Annotated in this window: 18 protein-coding genes and 1 riboswitch; of the genes, 11 read left to right on the top strand and 7 right to left on the bottom strand. The window is 36.0% G+C overall.

Annotation, left to right across the window (positions count from 1 at the left end; all coding sequences use genetic code 11):
* Positions 1-3: 3 nt before the first annotated feature.
* Complete coding sequence (locus DKG80_RS04035) at positions 4-1,005, bottom strand: homocysteine S-methyltransferase family protein (RefSeq protein WP_109830205.1); 1,002 nt, start codon at positions 1,003-1,005, stop codon at positions 4-6.
* A gap of 133 nt (positions 1,006-1,138) precedes the next feature.
* Positions 1,139-1,261, bottom strand: a riboswitch (SAM riboswitch).
* 120 nt (positions 1,262-1,381) lie between these two features.
* Here DKG80_RS04035 and DKG80_RS04040 point away from each other — a divergent pair.
* Positions 1,382-1,582 (top strand): hypothetical protein, encoded by a 201-nt coding sequence (locus DKG80_RS04040; protein WP_109829995.1) that lies wholly within the window; start codon positions 1,382-1,384, stop codon positions 1,580-1,582.
* 99 nt (positions 1,583-1,681) lie between these two features.
* On the opposite strand, the gene DKG80_RS04045 is transcribed toward DKG80_RS04040, so the two are convergent.
* Positions 1,682-2,494 carry an ABC transporter permease gene (locus tag DKG80_RS04045; RefSeq protein ID WP_109829996.1) on the bottom strand — a complete coding sequence of 271 codons (813 nt, stop codon included), beginning with the start codon at positions 2,492-2,494 and terminating at the stop codon, positions 1,682-1,684.
* Positions 2,491-3,384 (bottom strand): ABC transporter ATP-binding protein, encoded by an 894-nt coding sequence (locus tag DKG80_RS04050; RefSeq protein ID WP_109829997.1) that lies wholly within the window; start codon positions 3,382-3,384, stop codon positions 2,491-2,493. Before DKG80_RS04050 ends, DKG80_RS04045 begins: the two co-directional genes overlap by 4 nt.
* A 102-nt stretch (positions 3,385-3,486) precedes the next feature.
* On the opposite strand from DKG80_RS04050, the gene DKG80_RS04055 reads away from it, so the two are divergent.
* The 3 genes from DKG80_RS04055 to DKG80_RS04065 all read left to right on the top strand — a co-directional run bounded on the left by DKG80_RS04055 (position 3,487) and on the right by DKG80_RS04065 (position 7,186).
* Complete coding sequence (locus DKG80_RS04055; RefSeq protein ID WP_109829998.1) at positions 3,487-4,215, top strand: DsbA family protein; 729 nt, start codon at positions 3,487-3,489, stop codon at positions 4,213-4,215.
* Positions 4,216-4,265: 50 nt separating this feature from the next.
* Positions 4,266-6,512 carry a patatin-like phospholipase family protein gene (locus tag DKG80_RS04060; protein WP_109829999.1) on the top strand — a complete coding sequence of 749 codons (2,247 nt, stop codon included), beginning with the start codon at positions 4,266-4,268 and terminating at the stop codon, positions 6,510-6,512.
* 257 nt (positions 6,513-6,769) lie between these two features.
* On the top strand, positions 6,770-7,186 hold the full coding sequence (locus DKG80_RS04065; RefSeq protein WP_109830000.1) for a hypothetical protein: 417 nt from the start codon (positions 6,770-6,772) through the stop codon (positions 7,184-7,186).
* A gap of 89 nt (positions 7,187-7,275) precedes the next feature.
* On the opposite strand, the gene bioB is transcribed toward DKG80_RS04065, so the two are convergent.
* On the bottom strand, positions 7,276-8,280 hold the full coding sequence (bioB, locus tag DKG80_RS04070) for a biotin synthase BioB (protein ID WP_109830001.1): 1,005 nt from the start codon (positions 8,278-8,280) through the stop codon (positions 7,276-7,278).
* 45 nt (positions 8,281-8,325) lie between these two features.
* Positions 8,326-10,080 (bottom strand): signal peptide peptidase SppA, encoded by a 1,755-nt coding sequence (sppA, locus tag DKG80_RS04075; protein ID WP_109830002.1) that lies wholly within the window; start codon positions 10,078-10,080, stop codon positions 8,326-8,328.
* Between the two features lie 106 nt (positions 10,081-10,186).
* Between sppA and folK the strand changes: the two genes are divergently transcribed.
* A complete protein-coding gene (gene folK / locus DKG80_RS04080) occupies positions 10,187-10,666 on the top strand; it encodes a 2-amino-4-hydroxy-6-hydroxymethyldihydropteridine diphosphokinase (protein WP_109830003.1) in 480 nt (159 codons plus the stop codon).
* 2 nt (positions 10,667-10,668) lie between these two features.
* The gene (locus DKG80_RS04085) at positions 10,669-11,430 is read left to right on the top strand and encodes a sulfite exporter TauE/SafE family protein (RefSeq protein ID WP_109830004.1); all 762 of its coding nucleotides are present in this window, start codon (positions 10,669-10,671) and stop codon (positions 11,428-11,430) included.
* A 55-nt stretch (positions 11,431-11,485) separates the two neighbouring features.
* Here DKG80_RS04085 and DKG80_RS04090 read toward each other — a convergent pair whose 3' ends face one another.
* Positions 11,486-12,118 (bottom strand): SRPBCC family protein, encoded by a 633-nt coding sequence (locus DKG80_RS04090; RefSeq protein WP_109830005.1) that lies wholly within the window; start codon positions 12,116-12,118, stop codon positions 11,486-11,488.
* Between the two features lie 94 nt (positions 12,119-12,212).
* On the opposite strand from DKG80_RS04090, the gene DKG80_RS04095 reads away from it, so the two are divergent.
* The 4 genes from DKG80_RS04095 to DKG80_RS04110 all read left to right on the top strand — a co-directional run bounded on the left by DKG80_RS04095 (position 12,213) and on the right by DKG80_RS04110 (position 15,267).
* Positions 12,213-12,641, top strand: coding sequence for an RDD family protein (locus tag DKG80_RS04095; protein WP_162555670.1), 429 nt, complete (start codon positions 12,213-12,215; stop codon positions 12,639-12,641).
* A 76-nt stretch (positions 12,642-12,717) separates the two neighbouring features.
* Entirely contained in the window at positions 12,718-13,317 is a 600-nt protein-coding gene (locus DKG80_RS04100; RefSeq protein WP_109830007.1) for a YqhA family protein, read from the top strand.
* Positions 13,318-13,381: 64 nt separating this feature from the next.
* The gene (locus tag DKG80_RS04105) at positions 13,382-13,930 is read left to right on the top strand and encodes an NUDIX domain-containing protein (RefSeq protein ID WP_109830008.1); all 549 of its coding nucleotides are present in this window, start codon (positions 13,382-13,384) and stop codon (positions 13,928-13,930) included.
* Complete coding sequence (locus DKG80_RS04110; RefSeq protein ID WP_245906953.1) at positions 13,927-15,267, top strand: MATE family efflux transporter; 1,341 nt, start codon at positions 13,927-13,929, stop codon at positions 15,265-15,267. Before DKG80_RS04105 ends, DKG80_RS04110 begins: the two co-directional genes overlap by 4 nt.
* Here DKG80_RS04110 and DKG80_RS04115 read toward each other — a convergent pair.
* Positions 15,257-16,303, bottom strand: a complete 1,047-nt coding sequence (locus DKG80_RS04115; RefSeq protein WP_109830009.1) for an AMP-binding protein — start codon at positions 16,301-16,303, stop codon at positions 15,257-15,259. The two genes, DKG80_RS04110 and DKG80_RS04115, sit on opposite strands and share 11 nt — an antisense overlap.
* A gap of 121 nt (positions 16,304-16,424) precedes the next feature.
* Here DKG80_RS04115 and DKG80_RS04120 point away from each other — a divergent pair, with 121 nt between their 5' ends.
* Positions 16,425-17,702, top strand: coding sequence for a NupC/NupG family nucleoside CNT transporter (locus DKG80_RS04120; protein WP_109830010.1), 1,278 nt, complete (start codon positions 16,425-16,427; stop codon positions 17,700-17,702).
* The last annotated feature ends 218 nt before the right edge of the window (positions 17,703-17,920 follow it).

Genomic DNA, 17,920 nt, shown 5'->3' on the forward strand with positions numbered 1-17,920 from the left:
TGTTCAGACAGTGTGTTCTTTGTCTCTAGGTTGGTATTTAGATGCAAGATCAGCAATCGCTTTAATATGATCAGGGGTTGTTCCACAACATCCACCGACAATATTAATAAGACCTTCATCTAAAAATTCTTTAATCTGTCCAACCATATCCTCGGGAGTTTCATCATATTCACCAAACTCATTCGGAAGACCAGCGTTTGGATGTGCACTGATATTAAAGTCTGATTTGGTGGATAGAGTCTGTAAGTATGGTTTTAATTCTCTGGCACCAAGAGCACAGTTAAGACCAACACTCAATAAATCAAGATGAGATATAGAGATTAAGAAAGCTTCAGTGTTTTGACCAGAAAGGATTCGTCCGCTAGCATCTGTAATAGTACCTGATACCATTATAGGTATTCTAGTTCCTCTATCTTCAGCTATTTCATCAATGGCCATTAGAGCAGCTTTAGAGTTTAACGTGTCTGTTATGGTCTCTACCAGTAGAATATCTGCTCCTCCGTCAAGTAAAGCTTTTGCTTGTTCTCCAAATGCTTCTTTTAGTTGATCAAAAGTAATTGCTCGATAACCTGGGTCATTTACATCTGGGGACATGGATGCTAATCTATTGGTTGGCCCCATAGAACCTGCCACGAATCTTGGTTTGTGAGGTTCTTTTTTAGTAAACGCATCAGCTACTTCTTTAGCGATTTTAGCAGATTCATAATTGATTTTGTATACCCAATTTTCGAGCTTATAATCTTCTTGTGCTATCCAAGTACTTCCAAAAGTGTTGGTTTCGATAATGTCAGCTCCAGCTTCGAAGTATTGAGCATGAATCTCTTTGATTACATCTGGGCGAGTTACAGAGAGAAGGTCATTGTTGCCTTTCAAATTGATCGGATGATCTTTTAGCTCTTCATTTCGGAAATCCTTTTCCTCTAACTTGTAACGTTGGATCATAGTACCCATTGCTCCATCAAGTATTAGGATTCTTTCTTGGAGTAAATCTAAAATGTTGTTCACTTCATACACAGTTAAATAGTACGTTATTGTGCAACAATTTAACCTGTTGTCCAATATCTAACTATAGTTATCACAATAAGCTGTTGAACTTAATTCGACAGCTACTTATCTAGAAATGTAATCTTTAGACAATCATTTATCTTTTTCAATACCTGATTGATATTGATTGGGAGTTGGCACAACATCCAATATTGCGGCTATGGATATGTTGCCAAGACGTCATAGGGCCCAATCCCTCGGTCTTTCTTGATAAGTGAGCCACAAAGATATCAGGAATGTATTAAATTGCAATGAAGGGATGGGTTCATTATTAGCTATTTTCATGACAATTTGGAGTTGTTTTAACTCTTAAGGAAGATTTTATTACCTCTATTTTATGAGAACCCAAACCATTGTAAGTTTAGTAGTCGAATTTGATCGTAATAAAAGAAAGCTTCCTGTATTGACAGAATTAAATAATCAATATGGCTCTAGTATTAATAATGTGTATCAAAGAACAGCTACTCTAATTTCTGTATTAGGCAATCAAGTGAATGGAGGAGTTTTAGAAAGCAGTAATACTCTGAATGATAAGTAAATGGATTAAAAAAGTAATTCTCACGCGAAATGTGATGATTTTGTACTGTGATTGACAACAAGGTGTCAATTACGTATTCTCTGTTGTAATGCGGTAGAATTAATACTCGTATATATTTCCTCTATTAATTTTGACTAATGATAATAGAAAAAATAGAATTGTCCATGCTAATCCTAAAGTGATGGACTCATAGGATACTGAGGTTTGGACATTATCTGGATTTAAAATACTAAAAGGAATTTGAACTAAATCGTTAATTACATGAATTGGCATGTATTGAGAAACAGAATTCTCGAAGCCAAATATGATCCAGAAAATAAAAGTTTCCAGAAACAAGCTCCATACCAACATAAAAACAATAGCCAATCCTGTTGATTTAATTAACATTCCTATAAACATACAAAAAGAAAGAAATGTCAGAATCTGGATAAAATGACCAAGTATGAAATCGACTTTTTCATTTGTGTCATAATCTACGGTTTCCCCGTAAGTCATTCCAAAGTAAGTTGTTAAACCTAGAAGCAATAAAGTAGAAGCAATAGAGAGTATTAGGACAGTAAGGAATTTAGACCCTAAAAATTCTATTCTACTCAATCCGTCAATAATATTTTGGCGAAGGGTCTTTTGACTAATTTCATTTGAAATGGCACTTATTACAATAATTCCTAAAAAGACTTTAACAAACGAAGCAAGATATGCGAGATTGTGCCAAATATCTGGATAGTTGTAAATGTTGAAATCAGGTATCTGAGGAGGTATATCTCCAGAAGTGGTCATTTCGAAAGTGATATTCATTAGAACAGTACCTAATGAGCAAGCTACATACATAGTAGCTCCATAGAGTCCCAATAATATCCAAAAGGGTAAGTTGTTTTTATTTTTAAGCCATTCTAATTCGAGCAGTCTGATCATGATTGTTGCATTAGGTTAATGAATTTTTCTTCAATAGAAGATTCAGTTTTTAATAAATGTGAGGCTGTAATGCCTTTCGTAGCAAGTGCTTCACTGATAAATTCAGTTGTTACTTCAGGTTCTACCGATATGCTTAAAAATTTGCCAGTATGGGTAACTGTTTTGACACCTGCTAAAGAAGTAATGGTATTCTCTAATAGAACCATGTCTTTAGCCGCTATTTGAATTATTGTTTCATCCTGTCCGAGTTCTGAAAGACTCCCTTGATGGAGTTTATTGCCTTTCTTTAATATCATGAAATGAGTACAGACTTTCTGCACTTCACTCAGAAGATGGCTGGCTAACAATATGGTCTTTCCAGATTCAGCAATCTTTAGAATTAAATTTCTAATTTCAATAATCCCTTCAGGGTCTAGTCCATTAGTAGGCTCATCAAGAATTAGAACTTCTGGATCGGATAATAGCGAAGAAGCTATAGCTAGCCTTTGTTTCATACCTAAAGAATAAGATTGAAACTTGTCACTTTTACGCTCATATAAACCGACTTCTTTTAAGACTATATTGATTCTAGACTTATCAGCACCTTTAATTTTGGCTACTATTTTAAGGTTGTCAGTTGCAGAAAGATATGGATAGAAGTTAGGTGTTTCCAGTATTGCACCTATGTTCTTTCTTGATTTTGCTGAAGGTATTTCTCCAAACCATTCAAAAGATCCTGATGTTGGAGAGATGACTTGTAGAAGCATTCCCAAAGTAGTAGTTTTTCCACTACCATTAGGGCCTAGAATACCAAAGACTTGCCCTTTTTGAACACTAAATTCCAGATTTGAGACGGCCAATAATTTTCCATACTTTTTGGTAAGGCCTTTAGTTTGAAGTACTGTATCCAAGTTTCAGTGATTTCGTTTATGTTGACAATAATATGAACTAATCATCTAGTGATTGGTGTATTAGATAAATACATTAGAATATTTATTACATAAAGTTCCAATATGGGTTCAAATAAAGTGAATTGTGAGAATGGTACATGTGAGGTACCTCTTGATAACAATGTTAATAACAATGAGTCGAATACGGATAAAGTGGAAAGACCAAGGCTATATTACTTTGGAGACCCGATGTGTTCTTGGTGTTGGGGTATAGCGCCTTCTTTAGATCGACTGAAATCAGATTATCAAGATCTGTTGGATTTTGAAATAGTATTAGGTGGTCTTAGACCAGGAGGGGGAGATGAGTGGACTCGCGAATTCAGAGAAATGATTCGTACACATTGGGAGCATGTTAACGAAGCTTCTGGTCAGCCATTTGATTTTACTTTTTTAGAGAGGGAAGAGTTTGAATATGACACCGAACCACCAGCAAGGGCAGTTCGAGTAGTTAGAGATATAGCACCAGAAAAAGAATGGGAGTTTTTCAAGTATTTACAGAAAGCCTTTTATGCCCTAAATCAGGATATTCTTGATTTGAAGGTAATGGAACAAGCGTGTAAAAAGCTTGATATTGAATATGCTGAGTTTGAACCTTTGTTTTTATCAAAGGGGTATAAGCAATTGGTTAACAAGGATTTTATGAAGTCTCAGAAGTTTGGGGTGAGAGGGTTTCCTTCTCTAATACTTCAAACGGGGGATGAATATTTTGCAATTTCAATGGGATATTCTCCATATGATCAAATAAAGAGAGCCGTAGAAAGTGTTCTTTCTGCATCAGAAACAGTGAAATAATTGAATAAAGAATAGGTTCGTTTTGTATTTTCGGGAGACAATCGAATAGTATGAAACGAATCTTAGTTTTACTAATTACAATTTCAATTTTCACAGTCGTACATGCTCAAAATCGGACTCCAAAGCTAGGTTTGGCGCTGAGCGGAGGCGGAGCAAGAGGACTGGCTCACATAGGAGTACTCAAAGTCCTTGAAAAAGAGGGGATATATCCGGATTACATAGCAGGAACAAGCATGGGATCTCTTATAGGAGCGCTATATGCGATAGGCTATACTCCAGAAGAGATGGAAAGGATTGTTCTTAGTCAAGATTGGGACTTATTATTAGGGAATAAGATCCCCTTATCAGATGTTACGATTGAGGAAAAGCCCTATTATGGTAGGTATCTGATGGACCTTAGAGTAGAGAATGGTAAATTAAATTTACCCACAGGAGTAATAGAAGGTCAGAATTTAAACATACTTTTTTCAAGAATTACTCGATCCGTTCATCAAATAGATGATTTCAAACAATTTCCCATACCATTTTCTTGTGTAGCTACTGACTTAAGCAATGGTGAAAAAGTGGTTTTAAATAAAGGGTTTCTTCCAGAGGCTATGAGAGCTAGTATGGCCATTCCTTCAATATTCACCCCAGTAGAAATAGATAGTAAGCTATTAGTAGACGGTGGACTTGTAAGAAATTTTCCTGTTCAGGAGGTTAAAGATATGGGTGCTGATGTCGTAATTGGAGTATTTGTAAGTAACGATCTTAGTTCAAAGGAAGAATTGACGGATATGATTGGTGTCATGACGCAATCAGCTTTTCTCTACAGCTCCAAAGATTCTAAGACTCAGATTAAAAAGACTGACTTATTGATAAGACCAGAGCTCACTGGGTTTAGTGTTAGTTCATACAATGATGATAAAGCTATAATAGACGCGGGAGAGAAGATGGCTCGCTTGATGTTAGAATCAATAAGAGAATTTAAAAATTATCGTCTTCAAGGAAAGTCAATGCAAAGAATTCAGAAGTTTCCTAAGTACGATACTATTTCTTTAGATAGAGTAGAGGTACATGGTAATAATAGAGTTGATGATAAATATATTATTAGCAAGCTCAATCTGAAAACGAATGAAGAACTGTCAATGGCTCAAATAGAAAAACGTATAGATCTTTTATATGGAACGGGTCATTTTGATAAGATTAATTTCTTAATACAGCCAGATAGCAACAGATTAGTTTTACAAGTGAATGAAATACCAGCAAAAAAGTTGTACGCAGCGCTTCACTATGATACTGAAAATAAAGTTGGGGTGAACTTTAACCTTATGATGCGCAATGTACTGTTTCGTAATTCTCGTGCATTAATAGAACTTGATGTTGCTGAAGCACCGAGAGTTAACCTTTCGTATTTAAAATACATGGGTAAACAACAGAAAGGAGCGTTGATTTTAGCTGCGGATTGGGAGAAATTACCTCTGCCTGTCTATAGTGAGAATGGCAACCGACAAGCAGTTTTTACTACAAATTACTTTCGGTATTCTGGCGATTGGCGTACAGCTGATTTTCAGAATGCTGCTTTTGGTTTTAGGTACATTGGAGAATTTACCCATCTAAAACCAAAAGTTTCCAATAATCAATTTAACAATGTGAATTTGTTAAAATTAAATAGTCAAGGAATAGGCGTGTTTGGAGAAGTAAATACATTGAATAAATTGTATTTTCCTCAAACTGGATATAAATCCTCATTTCATTTCAATTATAAGTTTAGCTTAAAAAATGACATTGATTTTATTGAACCTGAACAGCCAGATTCAGAAATAATCATAAATGAAGATGAGTTTTTGCAGTTTGACTTTGATTTAGATTACTACTGGTCATTAGGAGACAAGTCGACTGTTTCAATGTCAATGGCCATGGCATTATCCGATATGAAAATAAGTACTTATAATGTTACTGATTTCAGATTCATAGGAGGGTTCAATCCAAGATATATACACTCAAATCAGTTTTTAGGAGCTGGTGCTCTTGAATATAATGCTGTTAACTACAGTTATTTTAAGATCATGTTCCAATATGAATTATTTCGATCTTTTTATTTACAAGCTATTGGCAATTATCTAGAATCAGAATACCCTATGAATTGGATAAACTTTGATTTTGATATTTCAAATTTTGGAATGCGAAAAAGAAGAGTTGGGTATGGCATTATTGCAGGGTATGATACTAGACTTGGGCCAGTTTTATTTGGTTTAGCAAAGGACGTAGATCGGTCAGGTTGGAAGGCATATTTTAATGTTGGTTTTTATTTTTAATAACAGAACATAGTCACGAAATTTTCAAATAAGTAATTACATGATCTTCGACATGTTTTTAATTCTCATAGGTGTTAAGGTTGGTATTGCAACCTTTTTTTTTTAAATTGATTATTGAATAATGTTAATGTAATTAGCTTATATTCAGATATAATTTATGCACACCTAGAGCCAGCTAACCATGGGCGTGAAGCTGCAGTTGATAAGTCGACTGTTATTTGACAGATCAAACATACTACTTTTAACTACTACTACAGATGATGATGAATAAGCCCAGTAAGGAAGTGCTAAATGTTTTTGGAAAAATTCTATATTCCTTAGCCATGGCAGATGGTGAAATACAAGACTCGGAACTGGCAGTTCTCAAAAAGATTGTTTCAAAAAATGAATGGGCTAAAGAAATTGAATTTTCATTTACAGAAGCTATGGAACTTAATATGGATCCACATATTTCTTTCTTAAAAAATATGAGGGTGTTTAGATCTAAGGAGATGGATGAGCATATTCCTTTTTTTATTGAATTGATGGAGAAAATAGCGGAATCACATAATGGTATTTTCCCTGCAGAATTATCAATGATTCAGGAGTTCAAAAGCTATTGTCATAAAGACGCCATTGATTATGAAGAGCATCAATTAAAATCCGAAGAGCATTTACAAATCCAAGTGATTTAAAACATTCATAATAAAGTTTAGATCATTGAATTTTAAACAAAAAAAGGCAGTTTAAATAAACTGCCTTTTTTTGTTATTTTATTACCTTCTTAAACTTGTTCAGGTATTTTCTGTATATCTACAGCTGTTTCTTGACCGTCTTTGAAAGATGCCCTAGGTCTTAAATTAAGCGTTTGGAACATTTGTTTATCTTGATCAATATCTGGATTTGGTGTTGTTAAGAGTTTTTCTCCAGCGAATATTGAATTTGCTCCTGCCATAAAACACATAGCTTGCTCTTCCAAACTCATTACTTCTCTACCCGCAGAGAGTCTTACCATAGAAGTAGGCATAATTATTCGTGCCGTAGCTATCATTCTAATCATCTCCCAAATAGAGACTCTTGGTTGATTTTCTAGAGGAGTCCCTTTTACTGGAACCAAAGCATTAACAGGTACTGACTCTGGATGTTCTTCTAATGTGGATAAAGTATGAAGCATTCCTATTCTATCTTCATCTCTTTCTCCTAGACCTATAATACCTCCTGAGCATACAGATATTTTAGCTTTTCTTACATTTTTTAAAGTATCCAGTCTGTCGTCATAAGTACGTGTAGAGATGATTTCTTCATAGTGTTCTTCACTGGTGTCTAAGTTGTGGTTGTAAGCATACAAACCTGCATCTTTAAGCTTTTCTGCTTGCTCCTCTGTCAACATGCCAAGTGTACAGCATACTTCCATACCCATGTTGTTAACTCCTTTGACCATTTCTAACACTTTGTCAAAGTCTCTATTATCACGGACTTCTCTCCATGCAGCTCCCATACAGAATCTGGTGCTACCAGATTCTTTTGCTCTTTTGGCAGAGTCGATTACTTTTTCTACTTCCATCAATTTTTCTACTTTGACATCTGTATGATATCTAGCAGCCTGTGGACAGTACGCACAATCTTCAGCACAACCACCAGTCTTCACTGAAAGCAAAGTACAAACTTGAACTTCATTGGGATCATGGTATGCTCTATGAACGGTAGCCGCTCGATAAATAAGATCCATGACAGAAGTATTATATATTTCAGTGATTTCCTCTCTCGTCCAGTCGTTTCTGATGATCATTTTGACTCCTCTTTTAGTTGTTTGAAATAGTGGACGTGAAATTAATTACTTAATTTCTAATTCAAATGGCAAACGGGCTTGGATCCCTTGATATTTTTCCATGTCTTTAATCATATTGATGTATTTCGCCATTTCACCATATTGATGATTGAGGATTTTCGTTTCTGTTTCTCCAGCAATAGAACTGAAAAATTCTTCCCATTTGCTCTTTAAAGTAGGATAGAAGGTTACCATATAATCTTCTTCTATACCTGCAGCAGCAGCAGCAATTTCAAGAGCATCGTTATAAGATCCTAGTTTATCTACTAGTCCATGCTCTTTAGCTTGAGCCCCAGTCCATACTCTACCAGAAGCTACTGCTTTGAGGTCTTCGATATTCATATTTCTTCCTTCTGAAGCCTTAGTTGTGAAGGTTTCATAGCCACGATCGACTGAGTTTTGAATAATTTGTTTTTCTGCATCTGTCAGAGAGCTAGAAACTCTATAAAGGTTTGAAAATCTTCCAGTATTTACTCCGTCGAAAGTAATTCCAAGTTTGTTTTCCATGAATTTCCCAAGATTTGGAAGTAAACCAAATATTCCTATTGAGCCGGTAATGGTCATAGGTTGAGCGATTATAGTATCGCAAGGCATAGCCATATAATACCCTCCTGAAGCTGCCATATCTGACATAGATGCTATAACAGGTTTCTCAGCTTTAGTTAACATGATTTCATTCCAAATAACATCAGAAGCCAGCATTGATCCTCCTGGAGAATTTATTCGGATTACAACTGCTTTCACTCTTTTACTTTCTCTAGCAGCTTTTATAGCTTTTACGAACTTAGCTGACCCTATGCTCTCCGAATCGCCTTTACCGCTTACAATTTCTCCACTGGCCACAATAACTGCTACACGGTCTGAAGAGTATCCTTTATCTAGTGTCTTGATATAATTTAGAATATTCACATATTCTATCTTATCGTCAGCTTTAATTCCAAGGGCTGTTTTGATTTGATCTTTTATTTCGTTTTTGTATCCAACTTTAGATATAAGACCATAGCTAAGTGCATCTTCTGGTTCTCTGACTAACATTTCACTTGAAATATTTTTAAGTTCTTCAATTGAGATGTTTCGTGAGGTACTTATACTTTTCAATACATTACCATGAATATCATTGATAAATGATGTCACTTGTTCACGGTTGGCATCACTCATATCTTTTCTAAAGAAAGGTTCTACTGCACTTTTATAGGTTCCAACTCGAAAGATTTGAGCTTCTATATCTAGTTTATCAAATAAACCTTTGAGGAAAACCACATTGGCACTAAGGCCATTAAATTCTAAAGAACCTATTGGGTTGAGGTAAATTTCATCTGCTACAGAGGCTACATAATAGTTGGCTTCTGTCATAATTTCACCGTAACTGTAAATGAACTTGCCACTTTCCTTGAAGTCTTCAAGTGCTGACCTGATTTCATGTAAAGAGGAATAGCCTGCTGCGAGAATTCCATTATCTAAGAAGATTCCCTTAATCCTATCGTCGGTTTTAGCATTTGATATAGCCTCTAAAGTTTTTAGTAAAGGAATGCGTTGTTCTACATCGTCACTAAATATTTCTTCGAATGGATCTTCAATGACTCTTTCCTGAACCACACCATGAAGACCTATGTAGAGTACTGAATTATTCTTTACTTCAGGTGCGTCTTGTTCAGATAGAGCGATGATTCCTCCTACAGTTACTGCAAAAAATATTGCACCAATGAAACTGTATATAAACAGGGCTGTGAGAGTGGAAAGAACGTTTTTGAAAAATGTCATACTTTGGGAAATCTATTTTAACGAATATTGCAAAACTATTAATTAAACCCGCATCAAATATGCGAATTAGTAGTATTCACTATTAAAATTTTCAGATCAATTATTAATGAGTAAATGTTATCTTCTCTTGGGGACGAACCTTGGTGACAAAAGTGCCAACTTATCGACCGCCATTCATGAAGTAAGTGATCAGATTGGTCAAGTTATTACAAAATCTTCCATATATCGTACTGCAGCTTGGGGCAAAGAAGATCAAGATGACTTTTTGAATCAAGTGATAGAGGTCGAATGTGACCTAGATCCTCATAAAGTATTAAAAGCTTGTTTAAGTATAGAACAGGAAATGGGACGTATTAGATATGAAAAGTGGGGTGAACGATTAATTGACATTGATGTACTTTATTATGATGATTTAGTGATCGAAACATCATCACTTGTAATACCTCATCCTGAATTACAGAATCGAAGATTTACTTTAATTCCACTTGTAGAAATTGCACCAAATTTTATTCATGTAGGTTTCAATCAAACTAATAGAGAGCTTCTAGAATGTTGTAAAGATCAATTGGAAGTGTTAAGAGAATAGATATGGAAAATTTAACAATTTGGCATTACCTGTTGGTAATAGTTTTAGGTACTGTAGCAGGGTTTGTAAATGTAGTTTCGGCAGGAGGTTCATTGATGACAATGCCATTATTGATATTTATGGGACTGCCGCCTTCTACGGCTAATGGAACAAATAGAATTGGTATCATGATACAGAACATTGTTGCGATTTATGGCTTTCATACTAAGGGTGTCTCTACCTTCAAATTTTCATCATGGCTATCTATTACAGCTATTTTAGGAGCATATTTGGGGGCTAGGTTAGCTATTATAATTCCCGATGATCTATTTAATAAAATACTTGCTGTCGTTATGGCGATGGTTATGCTATTTACTATTTTTCATACAAAAAAAATAAGAAGGCCAGAAGAGGAGAAAACAGATTTTAAAAGCCAACTGATTTCTGTATTTATGTTTTTCATTGTAGGAATATATGGTGGGTTTATTCAGGCTGGAGTAGGTGTGCTAATTATGCTAACTATGTCATGGGTGAATAAAATGACTTTGGTAAAAGCTAATAGTGTTAAGGTGTTTGTGATCTTAATGTACAATCTATTAGCGTTTTCTGTTTTTTTATTAGATGATAAAGTAAACTGGGGTCTAGGGTTATGTTTGGCTGCGGGAATGGCAATTGGAGGTTGGATTGCGGCTCGATGGTCCGTGAAGAAAGGCGATGTTTGGATCAGGAGGGTTTTAATAGTAGCTGTGACTGTTATGTCAATAAAGCTTTGGTTCTTTTCTTAGAAAAAACAAAAGCCGCCTAAAAGGCAGCTTTCGAGGTATATTTTGATTAAATGCTTTATTCTACTACTTCTTGTACTTCTTGAAGATGCTGTAGAGAATCTACCAGTGCATCACCTTCCAATTCAAAATCCAACTCTTCTTCCCCAAGGTGTTGAGCTTCTAGATATTTTTTCATATTTCTCAGTCCTTTTTCAAATATAGGGCCTAATTCAGGTTCAATGAATAGGTAGCCATAATGAGCAAAAGGGTTGGCACCAAAGTTCACTTCAAATTGCCATGTTACCTCAGTATAGCCATCAAACTCGTCAAAAAGAAAAGTAGCATAAGAAGGTTCGGCATATCCTTCAAATTCTATTTTATTAATAATTTCCTTATTATGAATACATGTTTGCCAAGTCTGTTGACCAGATCCAACTTCTTTGTGATCACTGGACCATTTTAATATTGCACCTTCGCCGGCACTAGGTCCTTCATAAGTCCATGTGGTGCCTTCAGGATCTATTTTAGCCCATGGAGACCAATTAAGATTTTCTGAAGGTGTAATTAGCATTTTGTATATAGGATCAGTCGGAGTATTGATGTCAATAGCACGTTCTACAATAGCCTTACTAGGTAATATCCAGCCGATTACAGCTAGTAAAACTCCTAAGAGCACAACCGCTTGAATGACAATTTTTAAAGCTTTCATGAATTACATATTGTTTGTTTTGGGACAAATTAAGGAAAATGCCTCGACCATTCAATAAATTACGGTTCATTTCGACTTGATTAACTCATTTGTATTGAAAACTGCTGCGTTTCCCATTCGTCTATTGGCATATAATGTTGACATATCTATATTCATTATTGTAGCATTAGTATTATCTGTTTTTATAGAAAGTAATTTAGTGCTATATGCTAGTTGTGCTCTCTTTGTGATATTGTATCACGCTACCTTAGAATCATCAAGTTGGCAAGCTACGCTTGGGAAGAAGTATGTGAAAATGAAAGTGGTAGATGATAAAGAACAACCTATAAGTTTCTTCAAGGGGATATGTCGAATATTGGCTAAATTTCTCTCTTTGATTTTAGCTTTTGCAGGTTTTTTTATGATCTATTTTCGTTCGGATAGGAAAGGGTTACACGATTTGATCTGTGGGACAAAAGTGATTTTGGTTACTGAATCTAGAGAAAGAAATACTATAAAAAATCATAAAGTGAAAAAAACCTGAATAGGGGTGTGTTTTTAAAATAGTCCATTAATTTTAACCCGGTTTTAAAACAGTAACTGATAAAATCAGCAAGGGAATGGCTAAAAATAAGTTTTGGACAAGCATAGAAACCTTTTTTGAAGGGTTTATTTTTTGGAGTAGATGGGTACAAGCTCCTATGTATGGAGGATTGATCATTGGAGCAGTCTTGTATCTACAAACTTTTTTCGTGGAGTTAGCACACATGTATCACCAAGTAATAGAAAACGAAGGTGAGTCTAAAATCATGTTGACTTTATTGAGTCTAGTAGATATATCAATGGTAATGAACTTGGTAGTAATGGTTACTATCGGAGGGTACTCGATATTTGCTAGTAAAATAGATGTAGAGATGCACGAGGACAAACCGCTATGGTTAGAAGGTTTGGATGCAGGTATGTTAAAAATTAAGTTGGCTACATCTTTGGCCTCTATTTCTGGTGTTCAGTTATTGAAGACTTTTGTAGACTATAGAGAGGCAGCAGAAAAAGCAGGTATCGAAGGGATTCAAGCTGAGATTATCATACACATGGTATTTATTTTCTCTGCATTGCTATTAGCTGTCACTGAGAAATTAATCCACTCATATGCTCATGCACATCATGATGATGCTCACGATGATGAGCATACAGATGAAAATGGTGAAACCAGCCATTAAGCATTCAAAAATTTTAAATTGAAAAGGTGCTCTTTTGAGTGCCTTTTTTTTTGCATAAACCAATATGGAGAATAACTGGACCACGCTTTCAATTAAGAAGATCTACGATAATCCTTGGATTACCGTGGAAGAAGATAAAGTTTTAAATCCATCAGGAAATGAGGGTATTTATGGTAGAGTTCATTTTAAAAATAAAGCAATTGGAATTATCCCACTGGATGAAAACTATAATACTTGGTTAGTAGGGCAATGGCGCTATTCACTTGGTGAATACTCTTGGGAAATACCTATGGGAGGTGGTCCATTAGAAATAGACCCTTTGGATTCAGCCAAACGTGAGTTAAAAGAAGAAACGGGTTTGATTGCTGATAAATGGCAAAACGTTATGAGAATTCATACTTCAAATTCTGTAACAGATGAAGAAGGGTTTGTGTTTTTGGCTCAGGGATTGACTCAAGGGGAAACGGAGTTTGAAGAAACAGAGGACTTACAAATCAAGAAATTACCTCTAAAAGAGGCTATAGAAATGATTATGAATGACCAGTTAACTGATAGCATATCTGTGGCGGGTTTATTGAAAGTTCATATTCTAGTAGAGTCAGGAAAGCTTTGAATCTTAAGCAACATATAAAGGAAACCGTAAGGTTAGCTGTTCCAGTGATGTTAAGTCAGATTGGCCATATGATGGTAGGTGTGTCTGATAGTATAATGGTTGGGCGTGTTGGTGCCATTCCTTTAGCAGCCATTTCTTTAGCCAATAGTGTTTTTATTCTGATTTTATTATTTGGTATTGGGGTTTCTTATGGATTGACACCACTAGTAGCTACTGCACATGGTCAGGGGAGTAATCGTGATATTACCTATGTTCTTAAAAACGGAATGTTACTCAACATCATTCTTGGTGCAGTGCTGAGTATATTATGTTACTTTTTGTCATCTATACTTTGGCACATGGATCAGACTCCTGAAGTGGTAAAGCATGCTGTAGATTATCTACACATTATAGCATATAGCATGATACCTTTAATGGTTTTTCAAACACTAAGGCAGTTGATCGAGGGTATGTCTCTTACAAAAGAAGTGATGAAAATTTCATTGTTGGGAAATGTTGCTAATATCGGACTCAACTATGTTCTTATATACGGTCACATGGGTTTCTCTCCAATGGGGTTGGTTGGTGCAGGGATAGCAACCTTTATCTCACGAGTTTTAATGGCAGCAATGTTATATGGATACTATAGGAAGTCTAATCGATTTAATTCTATACGTTTTCATGATAAAGTAGTAAGTATAGAGCTAACTGAACTTAAAAAAATCTTGAAGATAGGTTTGCCAACTGGAGTACAATTTATCTTGGAAGTTAGTGCCTTCAGTGGTAGTGCTATTATAATAGGAAGGATGGGTACTTTACCTTTGGCTTCTCATCAGATAGCTATGAATTTGGCCTCGGTTACTTATATGGCAGCTACAGGGTTTGCTGCGGCCGGAACAATAAGAGTTGGTAATTTGATGGGAAGTAAAAACTATCAAGGAGTCAGGGTAGCCGGTTTTACTAATTTTGGAATAACAGCTGCAATGATGTTTTTGTTTGCTTTGGCATTTGTTTTTCTAAGGTTCAGGCTACCATGGATTTATATATCAGACGGTGAAGTAGTAAGCTACGCTGCAAAGTTGTTGGTTATAGCGGCGGTATTTCAGTTGTCCGATGGAGTTCAAGCGGTTGGTCTTGGAGTTTTACGTGGTTTGGCAGATGTAAAGGTACCGACATTGATGACGTTGATAGCCTATTGGGGTATTGCTATTCCGGTAGGTTATGTATTGGGAATGTACTATCAACTAGAAGCAGAGGGAGTATGGGTTGGGTTACTTTCAGGGCTTACAATGGGTGCTATTTCTCACCTGATTAGATTTAATAAACTAACAAGAGAGTTGCAAAACTCTAAAATCTAGCTCTTTTAACTTTACCGGAAGGAGTTCTTTCAAATTGACTTAAGAAAACCACTTCTCTAGGAATATGGTATTTGCTAAATTGATTTTTTATAGGTGTCGATATGATTTCTAAAATATCTTGTCGCCAATCAGTCGATTCTATGACTAGTATAAGAGCCTCCCCAAGCTGAGCGTCGGTCTTTGCAGTAAGGTAAAATTCGTCATTGATGTCCTGTAGTTTAAATTCATCTTTGATGAATCGTTCCAGTTGCTCTGGATGAATTTTTATACCTCCACTATTGATTACATTGTCCTTTCGACCTAGCCACTTGAAGGTCGAGTTGCTAGTCAATTCAACTATATCATTTGTTTGAACCTTTTGAAAGTCCGTCATTCCGCCCTTGACCCAGAGACATTCATTATTTTCTCCAAACTCGACTTCAGGGAGTACATAGTATTGAGAATCTTCATATTTGCCTATAATAGGCATTAAAGCTATATGGCTAACAGTTTCAGTCATTCCATAAGTCAAGAAAGCATTGCAGGTAAGACTCGCCAGTACTTGATATCCACTTGAGTCAAGTGGTGCACCACCTATTAGTATGTTCTCAATTTTATTGACTTTAGTGATAGAGCCACTTTTTATCATGTTATACACTTGAAAAGGTACGAATGAAGCGAAATCAACCTTTTTGCTAAGGTGCTGAAGTGGATCAGATGATGGTTTGGTTATCAATATGTCAATATCCAATATCAGAGCTCTAGCCATCATCATGATACTAGCAATATAGTCTGGGTTGAGACACAGTAATATCCTTTTTGTATTGTCAAGGTTTAATGCACTGGCTGTGGATTTGACACTAGAGGTTATTTGAGATCTTTTGATTTGGATAGGTTTTGGAATTCCAGTAGATCCCGAAGTGTGAAAAGTGAATAATTCTTGACCTTGTATCCACTCTTTGATAAACATTCCAAGTCTAGCGTAGGATGAGTCTAGAGCTACGATTTTATCAAACTCATCGGGTTTACAAGAGGTGTTTTTAAACTGAATCGTCATTTGTGGTGCAACATTACCAAAAAGCTATGATCTAATTAGTGTATTAACTATTCGTTAATGTAGGTTGTTGGTCTTTTGATGTAAAAAATGTCTGCATATCTTGGCGGCTAGTTCGAATATTATGGAATACGTCAGAGGAATATTTGGTTTGTTGGTGTTAATAGGTATTGCTACAGTACTAAGTGCTAATAGGAAGGCGATACCTTGGAAAACGGTAGTTTATGGATTGGGCGCTCAAATTGTTCTGGCTATTTGTATTCTTCATTTTTCATGGGTGAGATCTCTTTTTGAAATTATAGGAATTGCATTTACAAGTATGCTTGATTTTACTGAAGCAGGGAGTAATTTTCTATTTGGTTCATTAATGGATACAAGTAGTATAGGTTTTGTGTTTGCTCTTCAGGTACTTCCAACTATTATCTTTTTTTCAGCTTTAACTTCTGTTCTTTTCTATTGGGGTATTCTTCAAAAGGTCGTCAAAGGACTGGCATGGCTCATGACCAAGACTTTGAAGATTAGTGGAGCAGAAAGTCTTAGTGTAGCAGGGAATATATTCCTAGGTCAGACTGAGGCACCTATGATGATAAGGCCATATTTGCCAAAAATGAATAAGTCAGAAATATTGCTGGTAATGATAGGTGGAATGGCGACAGTTGCTGGAGGTGTATTAGCGGCCTATGTTGGTTTTTTGGCAGGTGATGATTCCGAACAGAGACTGTTCTTTGCTAAGCACTTACTGGCAGCATCTGTATTAGCAGCTCCAGGAGCAGTTGTAGTTTCAAAGATATTGTTACCTCAATCGGAGGCCATAGATGAAAGTTTAAATGTAGCACATATCGATTCAGGAGATAATTTTTTAGATGCTTTGACAAGTGGTACTTCTGAAGGGTTAAAGCTAGCGCTGAACGTGGGAGCTATGCTATTGGTATTTTTTGCTATGTTGGCTTTGGTCAATAATATTCTGTTCAAAGTAGGAGAGGTTACTACAATTAATGGATGGGTTACCGAAGTCTCAGACGGGAACTTTTTTGCTTTGTCTTTAGAGTTTATTCTTGGATATATATTCGCACCTTTGATGTGGTTGATAGGAGTGACTGATCAAGATATGGTACAGTTGGGAAGATTACTGGGAGAAAAGATAATTGCCAGTGAATTCGTAGGCTATGAAAGTTTATCACGACTCAAAGCATCCGGAGCAATAGGTGAACGCTCCATAATAATGGCTACTTATATGCTTTGTGGGTTTGCTAATTTCGCATCAATAGGTATTCAAATAGGGGGAATTGGAGGAATGGCTCCTTCTCAAAAAGTAATGCTTTCAAAACTTGGCTTTAAAGCGCTGGTAGGAGGGACTTTAGCATCACTACTTTCCACCACGGTGGTTGGTATGTTGTTGTAAACAACATGATATCAAAAGTTTGCCTCACTACATAGTTCATTTTACGTTAGAAAATATCCTTTCATACAAAAAAGCCGCTCAAAACGCTCGGAATCCATTACGTGGATGAGTGGGGCTTCCGCAGACTTGCGGAATAGTGGTTTATCCATGAACCAGCATTACGCAAACTTGCAGAACGTAAGTTCATGCGTGAAACGGCTTTCTGCAAGGCTACGGAA

Origin of the sequence: Reichenbachiella versicolor (assembly GCF_003171675.1) — a bacterium.
Lineage (GTDB): Bacteria > Bacteroidota > Bacteroidia > Cytophagales > Cyclobacteriaceae > Reichenbachiella > Reichenbachiella versicolor.